General features: G+C 58.8%; 10 protein-coding genes and 1 pseudogene. 7 read left to right on the top strand and 4 right to left on the bottom strand.

Annotation, left to right across the window (positions count from 1 at the left end; genetic code table 11):
• A pseudogene (locus HMPREF1147_RS12065) lies at positions 1-175 on the bottom strand (IS256 family transposase); the annotation flags it as partial.
• A 206-nt stretch (positions 176-381) separates the two neighbouring features.
• Positions 382-1,659, bottom strand: a complete 1,278-nt coding sequence (locus HMPREF1147_RS08795) for a diaminopimelate decarboxylase (RefSeq protein ID WP_037351357.1) — start codon at positions 1,657-1,659, stop codon at positions 382-384.
• Between the two features lie 146 nt (positions 1,660-1,805).
• On the opposite strand from HMPREF1147_RS08795, the gene HMPREF1147_RS08790 reads away from it, so the two are divergent.
• The 6 genes from HMPREF1147_RS08790 (at position 1,806) to HMPREF1147_RS08765 (ending at position 7,157) form a co-directional block, all read left to right on the top strand.
• Positions 1,806-2,978 (top strand): ABC transporter substrate-binding protein, encoded by a 1,173-nt coding sequence (locus HMPREF1147_RS08790; protein ID WP_009658557.1) that lies wholly within the window; start codon positions 1,806-1,808, stop codon positions 2,976-2,978.
• A gap of 81 nt (positions 2,979-3,059) precedes the next feature.
• Positions 3,060-3,944, top strand: a complete 885-nt coding sequence (locus HMPREF1147_RS08785; protein WP_009658560.1) for a branched-chain amino acid ABC transporter permease — start codon at positions 3,060-3,062, stop codon at positions 3,942-3,944.
• A 12-nt stretch (positions 3,945-3,956) separates the two neighbouring features.
• Positions 3,957-4,907, top strand: a complete 951-nt coding sequence (locus HMPREF1147_RS08780; RefSeq protein WP_009658561.1) for a branched-chain amino acid ABC transporter permease — start codon at positions 3,957-3,959, stop codon at positions 4,905-4,907.
• On the top strand, positions 4,907-5,677 hold the full coding sequence (locus HMPREF1147_RS08775; protein ID WP_037351359.1) for an ABC transporter ATP-binding protein: 771 nt from the start codon (positions 4,907-4,909) through the stop codon (positions 5,675-5,677). The genes HMPREF1147_RS08780 and HMPREF1147_RS08775 overlap by 1 nt, the downstream gene beginning before the upstream one ends.
• A 2-nt stretch (positions 5,678-5,679) precedes the next feature.
• A complete protein-coding gene (locus HMPREF1147_RS08770) occupies positions 5,680-6,414 on the top strand; it encodes an ABC transporter ATP-binding protein (protein WP_009658562.1) in 735 nt (244 codons plus the stop codon).
• Positions 6,415-6,512: 98 nt separating this feature from the next.
• Complete coding sequence (locus HMPREF1147_RS08765; RefSeq protein WP_009439286.1) at positions 6,513-7,157, top strand: CBS domain-containing protein; 645 nt, start codon at positions 6,513-6,515, stop codon at positions 7,155-7,157.
• Positions 7,158-7,315: 158 nt separating this feature from the next.
• Here HMPREF1147_RS08765 and HMPREF1147_RS08760 read toward each other — a convergent pair whose 3' ends face one another.
• Positions 7,316-8,392 carry an FAD:protein FMN transferase gene (locus HMPREF1147_RS08760; RefSeq protein ID WP_009658564.1) on the bottom strand — a complete coding sequence of 359 codons (1,077 nt, stop codon included), beginning with the start codon at positions 8,390-8,392 and terminating at the stop codon, positions 7,316-7,318.
• A 68-nt stretch (positions 8,393-8,460) separates the two neighbouring features.
• Here HMPREF1147_RS08760 and HMPREF1147_RS08755 point away from each other — a divergent pair, with 68 nt between their 5' ends.
• The gene (locus HMPREF1147_RS08755; RefSeq protein ID WP_009658558.1) at positions 8,461-8,853 is read left to right on the top strand and encodes a GtrA family protein; all 393 of its coding nucleotides are present in this window, start codon (positions 8,461-8,463) and stop codon (positions 8,851-8,853) included.
• 193 nt (positions 8,854-9,046) lie between these two features.
• On the opposite strand, the gene HMPREF1147_RS08750 is transcribed toward HMPREF1147_RS08755, so the two are convergent.
• Positions 9,047-9,529: IS30 family transposase (locus HMPREF1147_RS08750; RefSeq protein WP_037351356.1), on the bottom strand; the 483-nt coding region annotated here is incomplete at its 5' end.

Here is a 9,529-nt window from a genome sequence, read left to right as displayed (position 1 = left end):
GCTCGTTGCTCATGTAACCGAGGTGGTTTTCCATCTCGCCGTTGAGCATGGCTTCAAACATGGGACCGAAGATTTCTTTGAGGGCGTTTTGCATGTCTTCTACACTCTTGGGCTGATACTCTTCGATAATTGCCTTAGCGAGCGTTGCACCGCGCCGTGGGGGCCTCTTTGACATAAGGTTTCCTCCTTAGTTTTTGACTTCCCCTCACGGGGAGTGCTCCTAAGCTGTCTTCCTACTTACACAGTTTATTATACACTCCTATTTATCGGGAACTCCTCCAAGGAGCACGCTAATCTTCGCTCGAAAATCAACGACAACGAAAACAGCCCCGCTGTATTGATGCGATTTTTCGCAGAGACAGCGGGGCTGTTTTCCTTTATTTATTTTATTGCGTTCGTTGATTTCATCAGTGAGCCTTCATAATGCAGCGTCGCAAAATAATCGTCCACCGTCTGTGCGCGGCGGATGAGCTCGACAGTGCCGTCCTCGCGCAGGAGGAGTTCGGCGCAGTGGAGCTTGCCGTTGTAGTTGAACCCCATCGCGCTGCCGTGCGCCCCCGTGTCGTGAATGACGATGATGTCGCCGATGCCGATCTGTGGCAACGCACGGTCTATGGCGAATTTATCATTGTTCTCGCAGAGCGAGCCGGTGACATCATAGACATGATCCGCGGGCGCGTGCTCCTTGCCGAGAACGGTGATGTGATGATACGCACCGTAGAGCGCGGGGCGCATGAGATTCGCCATGCAGGAGTCGAGCCCGACGTAGTGCTTGTAGGTGTCCTTCTTATGCAGAACCATCGAGACGAGCCAGCCCGCATCCCCCGTGATCGCGCGCCCGCTCTCCGTGCGGATGGCGACATCCCCAAGTCCCGCGGGACGCATGATTTCGTTATAAAGCCGCTCAATGCCCGCACCGACCGCCGCGAAGTCCACGGGATCTTCCTCCGGACGGTACGGGATGCCGAAGCCGCCGCCGAGGTTAACGAACTCGACGTGAATACCGACTTTTTCCTTCAGCTCCACGGCGAGCTCGAACATGATGCGCGCCGTGAGGAGGAACGCCTCCGTGCGCAGCTCGGCGGAGATGACCATCGTGTGCAGTCCGAACCGCCGCACGCCCATCTCGCGCGCCCGCGCATAGCCCTCAAGCATCTGCGTGTGGGTCAGTCCGTATTTTGCCTCAACGGGTTTCCCGATAATATCGTTGCCCTCGATCGTGTCCCCCGGATTGTAGCGGAACGAAAGCACCTCGGGCAGTCCCGCGTGCTTCGCCATATAATCAAGGTGCGTGATGTCGTCGAGATTGATCACGGCGCCGAGTGCGATTGCCTTTTGGAACTCGTCGAACGGCGTATCGTTCGACGTGAGCATGATCTCCTCGCCAACAACGCCCGCCGCTTCCGAGATAAGGAGCTCGGCGATGCTGCTGCAGTCCGTCCCCGCGCCCTCCTCGTGCAGAATCTCGACAATGCGCGGATTCGGCAGTGCCTTCACCGCGAAATGCTCACGAAAGCCGGGTGCCCACGCGAACGCATCGCACAGGCGGCGGCAGTTCGCGCGGATCTTCCCCTCGTCGTAGATGTGAAACGGCGTCGGGAATTTTTTAATGAGTTCTATGGTCTGTTCGCGCTCGAGCGGAAAGTTCTTTTCGTTCATATTATCCTCCCCCATGTGAATGTGCCCCATTATAGCAACGCGGGCGAAGGGTGTCAAATTGTATACCTTGACGAACGGCGCGCCCTCCCCTATAATGAGGGCTATCTTTTTATATGATAATGAGAACTGTCAAAGGAGGGTTCCGCATGAAGTTCGGAGGAAAGGTGCAGCGCCTTGCGGCGGTATTCGCCTGCACGGCGCTGCTCGGCACAGCTCTTGCAGGCTGCGGAGATAACGGGGCGTCGTCGGATGAGATCAAGATCGGCGCGAATTTTGAAATGACGGGCAACACGGCGAACTACGGCATCTCGACGCTCGAGGGGCTAAAGCTCGCGATTAAGGAAGCGAACGATGCGGGCGGCGTCAATGGGAAGAAGATCGTCCTCATCGAGGCGGACAACAAGTCCGAGGCGGCGGAGTCCGTGAATGCGGCGACGAAGCTCATCTCCGACGATCATGTCCGCGCGATTGTGGGTCCCGCAACGACGGCAAACGTCATCGCAGAGTCGCAGGTCGCCTCGGACAACAAGGTTCCCGTCATCGCGCCGGACGCGACGGCGGTTGACGTAACGGTCGAGAACGGCACGGTGAAGCCGTGGATTTTCCGCAGCTGCTTCATCGACCCCCAGCAGGGCGACGTCATGGCGAAGTTCGCACTCGACACGCTGAAGGCAAAGACGGCGGTTATCTACCTCGACAATTCGACGGACTACTCCAAGAGTCTCGCACAGGTCTTTGAAAAGGTCTTTACAGCGGGCGGCGGGCAGGTCGTCATGACTGAGGCGTTCCTCGCAAAGGATCAGGATTTCAAGGCGACGCTGACGCGTCTGCGCGGCGCGAATGCCGACGTGATCTTCGTTCCCGCGTACTACGAGGAGGTCGGCAAGATCGTCAAGCAGGCGCGCGAGATCGGCATCTCCGCCCCCATCATCGGCACGGACGGCTGGGACGATGCAAAGGTCGCGGAGCTCGCGGGCGCGGCGGCGCTGAACGGCACGTATTTCAGCACGCATTACTCGGATAAGGACGAGTCGGTACGCCCCTTCATTGACGCCTATCAGAAGGAATACGGACACGCCCCGAATGTCTTTGCCGCGCTCGGCTACGACGCGGGCAAACTCCTCGTCGACGCGCTGAAGCGCGCGGGTTCGGACGATCCCGAGGCGCTCCGCAAGGCAATCGAGGAGACGAAGAATCTCACGGTCGGCACCGGCACGATCACGATGGATGCCGAGCACAACCCGATCAAGCAGGCGGTCATCCTGGAGAGTAAGGACGGCGACCGCACGGTCGTGGCGAAGATTATGCCGAGCATGTGATTCGTCGATACGAATAGTGTCAGAGAGCCGCAAATACGCGGCTCTTTTTCATCAATAACACAGCCCACAGGAGGCGGTTCTATGGAGTTCATGCAGCAGATTCTCCAACAGCTCATCAACGGAATCTCGCTCGGCAGCATCTACGCGCTCATCGCGCTCGGATATACGATGATCTACGGCATCATCAAGCTCATCAATTTCGCGCACGGCGACATCTACATGGTCGGCGCGTACCTCGGGTTCTACGCCGTCACGCTCGGCATCCCCGTCGTGCCGGCGATCCTGATCTCCATGGCGGTGACCTCCCTGCTCGGCATCGCGGTCGAGCGGTTCGCCTACCGCCCGCTGCGCCATGCACCGCGCATCTCGGTGCTCATCACGGCGATCGGCGTATCGTTCCTCCTGGAGTACGTCATGATGGCGCTCGTCTCGCCGACGCCGCGCACGTTCCCCGCGACGATCAGCGACGTCTCGTGGACATTTGAAGGCCTCGTCATCAGCGGGCAGCAGCTCCTCATCATGGGCGTGACCTTCGTGCTCATGGTCATCCTCACCTATATCGTGCGCGCGACGAAGATCGGCAAGGCGATGCGAGCCGCGTCCTACGACACCGAGGCAGCGCAGCTCATGGGCATCAACGCCGACCGCATCATCTCCATCACGTTCGCCATCGGCTCGGCGCTCGCGGCGGTTGCGGGCGTCCTCATCGGCATCTACTACAACTCCATCGATCCGCTGATGGGTCTCATGCCGGGCATCAAGGCGTTTGTCGCGGCGGTCTTCGGCGGCATCGGCATCCTGCCGGGCGCGGTCGTCGGCGGCATCGTGCTCGGTATCGTGGAGGCGTTCATCTCGGGATTCGGCTTCTCGATGTTCCGCGACGCCGCCGCATTTGCGATCCTCATCCTCGTGCTGCTCCTGAGGCCCGCGGGCATTTTCGGCAAAAATATCAAGGAAAAGGTCTAAGGAGGTGCGCATATGAAAATCCTGCAAAACGGCGACCTCAAAATGCTCCTCTTTGCCCTCGCCGTCTACGGCGTCATCATGGGGCTGACGGGCACAGGCGTGCTCAGCGCGTTCTGGCAGCTCAACCTCATCTTTGCCGGGCTCAACATCATGCTCGCGGCGAGCCTGAACCTCATCAACGGCTATACGGGGCAGTTCTCGCTCGGACACGCGGGGTTCATGGCGATCGGCGCGTACGTCGGCGTCATCCTGACGACGAATTTTCACCTCCCCTTCATCGTCGCGCTCCTCGCGGGCGGCGCGGCGGCAGGACTGCTCGGCGCGCTCATCGGACTGCCGACCCTGCGCCTGCGCGGCGACTACCTCGCGATCGCGACCCTCGGGCTCGGCGAGATCGTCCGCATCTTCATCATCAACGTGCCGTATGTTGGCGGCGCGGCGGGCTTTAAGGGCATCCCCCACCTGACGAACTTCACATGGGTGTTCTTCATCATGCTCGCCACCCTTTTCATCATCAAAAATTTCGTAAACTCCCGCCACGGGCGCGCCTGTCTCGCCATCCGTGAGAACGAGATCGCCGCCGAAGCGATGGGCATCAACACGACGCGGTACAAGGTGCTCGCCTTTACCATCGGCGCGGCGTTCGCCGGCGTCGCGGGCGTCCTCTTCGGACACAATATGTATATCCTCAGCCCCGCATCGTTCACCTTCATGCAGTCGTTCAACATCCTCATCATGGTCGTCATGGGCGGGCTCGGCTCGATGACCGGCTCGATCGCGGGCGCGCTCGTCGTGACCTTCCTCTCCGCGGCGCTCGCGAGCTTCCCGAACGCGCGCATGATCGTCTACGCGCTCGCGCTCATCCTCATGATGTTCTACCGCCCGCAGGGGCTCTTCGGCTACGTTGAGGTCACGGCGATGCGTCCGCTGAATCGATTCTTCAGGAAAGGGGGCGAGGCATGATGGCCCAGGATCTGCTCAAGGCGACGGACGTCTCCATGGTGTTCGGCGGGCTTTCCGCCGTCTCCGACCTGAACCTCCACATCCGCGAGGGCGAACTGCTCGGGCTCATCGGACCGAACGGCGCGGGCAAGACCACGGCGTTCAACCTCTTCACGGGCGTCTACCGCCCCACGACGGGCGAGATCACCCTGCGCGGCAAGAGCATCGTCGGGCTCGCGCCGTATGAAATCACGGCACGCGGCATCGCGCGCACGTTCCAGAATATCCGGCTCTTCGGCGAGCTCTCCGTCCTCGACAATGTAAAAATCGCGTACCACAGTCACATGAACTACGGTCTCCTCGAAGCGATGCTGCGCGTCGGACGCTACCGCGCCGAGGAGGAAAAGCTCGAAGAGGAAGCGATGCGTCTCCTTGAGATTTTCCGGCTCGCGGACAGCGCGGCGGAAAAGGCAAAGAACCTCCCCTACGGCGCGCAGCGGCGGCTTGAGATCGCGCGCGCGCTTGCCGCACAGCCCGCGCTCCTGCTCCTCGACGAGCCGGCGGCGGGCATGAACCCGCAGGAAACGCAGGAGCTCATGGAGATGATCCGCTGGGTGCGGCGCGCATTCGGCATCACGATCCTCCTCATCGAGCACGACATGTCGCTCGTCATGGGCATCTGCGAACGCATCTATGTGCTTGAGTACGGCACGGTCATCGCGGCTGGCACGCCCGCGGAGATTCGATCGAATCCCGAGGTCATCCGCGCATATCTCGGGGCGGAGGAATAATCATGGCAAACGAACAAAAAGCAACTGCGCCCATGCTCAGCGTCACCGATCTCCATGTCTACTACGGCGCGATCCACGCGCTCAAGGGACTGTCCCTGACGGTGAATCAGGGGGAGATCGTCACCCTCATCGGCGCGAACGGTGCGGGCAAATCCACGACGCTGCGCACCATCTCGGGGCTGATCGTGCCGCGCGGCGGCGACATCACATTCGAGGGCAGCTCCATCGCGGGGCACAAGGCGCATGAGATCGTCCGCCGCGGCATCTCGCAAGTACCCGAGGGGCGGCGCGTTTTCGCCGACATGACCGTCATGGAGAACCTCGAGCTCGGCGCGTTCACGCGCAGCGATGCGGACGGCATCGCCGCCGACATGGAGACGGTTTTCGCCAGGTTCCCGCGCCTGAAGGAACGCCGCACGCAGCTCGCGGGCACGCTCTCGGGCGGCGAACAGCAGATGCTCGCGATGGGGCGCGCCCTCATGAGCCGCCCGCGCCTGCTCCTGCTCGACGAGCCGTCGATGGGGCTTGCGCCTCTCCTGATCAAGGAGATTTTCTCCATCATCGTCGACATCAACGCCGCGGGGACAACCATCCTCCTCGTAGAGCAGAACGCGAACATGGCGCTCTCCATCGCGCACCGCGCCTACGTCCTCGAAACGGGGCGCATCACCCTCGCGGGCGACGCAAAAGAACTCGCCGCGAGCGAGGACGTCCGCAAAGCGTATTTGGGCGGATAATGCGCCGCATTTTCAATTAATAAAGAAGGAAAAGCCGCCGTAAACCTCGAATATTAGAAAAAAAGACGTTACCATACGCATGGGTAAGGAGGGCGTTTATGTTTGTTGAAAACTGTATGACGAAGAATCCCGTGACCATCGCACCGGACGCGGGGCTCGGCGAAGCTGCAAAAGTCATGGAGAAGGGCGGGTTCCGCCGTCTGCCCGTCGTGGAGCACGGTCGGCTCGTCGGGTTCTTCACGAACCGCGACCTCCTGCGCGCCTCCCCATCGGCGGCAACGACGCTCGACCGCTTCGAGGAGCGCACCCTGCTCTCTAAGATCAAGGTCGCAGACGTCATGCAGAAAAACGTCGTCACGGTCACGGATACCATGACTATTGAGGAGGCGGCGCTGATCCTGTCGCGCGAGAAGATCGGCGGTATGCCCGTCCTCTCCTCGGCAGGCAAGCTCGTCGGCATCATCTCCTCCACGGACATCTTCAAGGCGTTCGTCGCCGTCATGGGACTCGATACCGGCAAGACGCGCCTGACGATCCACGTCGCCGACCGCAAGGGCGTCCTGCGCGATATTTCGACCGTCCTCGCCGAGATGGACATCAGCATCGACAGCATGGTCACGATGCCGCAGCCGGACGGCACCTACGAGATCATCATCCGCGCCGACATCCCGAACGTCGACACCGTGAAAGAGCGGCTTTTCGCCAAGGGATTCCGCGTGACGAATGTGACACAGTTGGGATGAGCTTTATTCTTGAAACGATACCCGGGATTGCCGACGGCACTCCCGGATTTTTATTTGATGGAGCAACCTTGCCCTTGGATAGAGACACATCGGTTTTTACAAGAATGAAAATTTCTTTTCCTGCGCCGCATCCTAATAAAACGAATAACGGTTTGTATTCACCGCCCTCCGATAACCTTTCCATCCGGTCCGATGAGAATCACGAGTGCCGTCGGAAAATCTGAAAGGAGTGCACGCCCCTTTTCAGGTCCCAGTACAAAAATTGCCGTAGACAGCATATCTGAGAGTATGCCGGCATGTCCTTCCCATGCCGGACTGTCAGTTGAGAGCGGCAGAATCACCGTCACAGAGGCGAGTCCCGTATCCGCCGGATAGCCCGTGCGCGGATCGATCAGATGATGGTAGCGCTTCCCCTCGTACATGAAATAGCGTTCGTCATCCCCCGATGCCGAAAGAACCTCGTTTGAAAGCGGCATCACGAGCAGCATATCCACAGACGACGTGCCGCGTGGATTGCGAATTCCTACCTGCCACGGCTCCCCCTCGGAATTCGTCCCAATTCCGAGCATCGAGCTTGCCCCAAGATCTGCGAGTGCTCCCTTCAGGTGCGCCCCATCCCAGTGCTCCAAGATCTCATCAAGCGCATATCCCTTGATCAGCCCTCCGCGGTCGATTTGCATCCCCGGTTTCATCAGGCGCCCCTCATAGATCGGCACGCCATCCATATTTCCCTCACGCAATTCGAGATACTGATAGCCCACATGTGCACGCGCCTCCCTGATCTCTGCCTCCGTCGGCGGCTCTCCGCGCGTACGTGCCTCCGACCACAACGTAGTCAGTGTCCCCATGGTCACATCAAACGCGCCGTCCGACCGCCGTGAAATCGCCTGCGCAAGGGAAAGCATCTCATAAAGCTCCGCGGGAATCTTCGTCCACTCCCCTGATCCTGCGGCGGCTTCCATCTCAAGTATCGCAGTGCGATCCGGATTCGTATCCATATCCGAAAGCAGGTCGTATGCCTCTTCCACCGCCATGCGCGCCGCTTTCTCCGTACCGCGCGCCTGAATACGTGCCACCGTCCCAAGCACGAGATGCGTATCCTCCGCCGTTGTCTCTTTCGAATCCTTTTCCGTCAGGCACCCCGTGAACAAAATACTTGCCGCAGCCATGAGCACTGCGGCGCAAAATACCCGCTTGGCAGGAATCCCGCAATGTGCGGCGAATCTAAAAAGCATGTGACGTTCCTTTCATAATCATCGTGCGGCCATTTACAAATTTTTAGTGCAAAAGGAGGAGGCGATCCATGCCGCAGCGTACCAGACTTTATGAAGTACTCCGCTTCGTCCTCGTCGGCGGTGCGTGTTTTCTCCTCGACTACGGACTCCTCTACGTTCTCACGGCGCATCTGGGTGTCTACTACCTCGTCTCCGCCGGGATCTCCTTCACCGTCTCCGTCTTTCTCAACTATTGGCTGTGCCTCGTCTGCGTCTTTCGCGGCGCAGCTGCGCAGACACACCGCGCAAAGATGCTCTTTTTCGGCTCGAGTATCGCGGGGCTCGGACTGAATCAGCTGCTCATGTGGTCTCTTGTCGATCTCCTGCACATCCATTATATGATTGCAAAACTCATAGCGGCGGGTATTGTCATGCTGTGGAATTACGTCCTCAAACGCCGCGCCGTCCTCGGTAAAACCTAAAATACCCATGCAGTCGTTCCGGCAATACGGGAACCCGCATATCGGAATACATTTTTTTCAGAGCGTTTTCCCTTACCGCATTGTAACAGTTCCCCCGACCTCTATGCAAGTTTTTCACGAAATACGACTATTCCCGCTCTAAATACGCGTAATTTCTCATGTTTTCAATAGATTTTTCATGTATGGTGAATTGTCAAGTCAAGTGCAACACTTTATTGAAAAAGACTTCATAAGGAGTTCTCCATCCTAAGCATTTACGCGGACGCATGTTAAGCTCATGCACGACTCTTTGCACATCCTCCTCACGTACCTCGTCAAGTGATCGGTCTTTTGGGAAGTATTCGCGCAGGAGCCCGTTTGTATTTTCATTGGTTCCGCGCTGCCATGGCTGATGTGGTGGTGGAAAGTAGTAGGGCACATGCAGTGCCTCAGTCACTTGTCTATGTTTGGCAAACTCCTTGCCCCTGTCCGGCGTAATCGTATGTACGGGATAGACCTTCAAGGCATCAATCGTTGCGTCCCTTACTGCCTCACTCGTCTTTTTAGGCAGCTTTCGTCCAATTAAGAACCGGCTCTTTCGATCTGCTTTCGTTAGCAGACACGCGCCACCTGTCCTTCCTGCAACCGTATCACCTTCCCAGTCGCCAATGCGACCACGGTTGTTTGCGATTGCCGG

The organism is Selenomonas sp. FOBRC9 (genome assembly GCF_000287655.1).
GTDB classification, from domain to species: Bacteria; Bacillota; Negativicutes; order Selenomonadales; family Selenomonadaceae; genus Centipeda; species Centipeda artemidis.
This window is presented reverse-complemented; position numbering and strand designations above follow the sequence as displayed.

Bases quoted from the DNA above. Each gene is read 5' to 3' on its own strand.
- HMPREF1147_RS08795 (WP_037351357.1), bottom strand. From the start codon at position 1,659: ATGAACGAAAAGAACTTTCCGCTCGAGCGCGAACAGACCATAGAACTC.
- HMPREF1147_RS08790 (WP_009658557.1), top strand. From the start codon at position 1,806: ATGAAGTTCGGAGGAAAGGTGCAGCGCCTTGCGGCGGTATTCGCCTGC.
- HMPREF1147_RS08785 (WP_009658560.1), top strand. From the start codon at position 3,060: ATGGAGTTCATGCAGCAGATTCTCCAACAGCTCATCAACGGAATCTCG.
- HMPREF1147_RS08780 (WP_009658561.1), top strand. From the start codon at position 3,957: ATGAAAATCCTGCAAAACGGCGACCTCAAAATGCTCCTCTTTGCCCTC.
- HMPREF1147_RS08775 (WP_037351359.1), top strand. From the start codon at position 4,907: ATGGCCCAGGATCTGCTCAAGGCGACGGACGTCTCCATGGTGTTCGGC.
- HMPREF1147_RS08770 (WP_009658562.1), top strand. From the start codon at position 5,680: ATGGCAAACGAACAAAAAGCAACTGCGCCCATGCTCAGCGTCACCGAT.
- HMPREF1147_RS08765 (WP_009439286.1), top strand. From the start codon at position 6,513: ATGTTTGTTGAAAACTGTATGACGAAGAATCCCGTGACCATCGCACCG.
- HMPREF1147_RS08760 (WP_009658564.1), bottom strand. From the start codon at position 8,392: ATGCTTTTTAGATTCGCCGCACATTGCGGGATTCCTGCCAAGCGGGTA.
- HMPREF1147_RS08755 (WP_009658558.1), top strand. From the start codon at position 8,461: ATGCCGCAGCGTACCAGACTTTATGAAGTACTCCGCTTCGTCCTCGTC.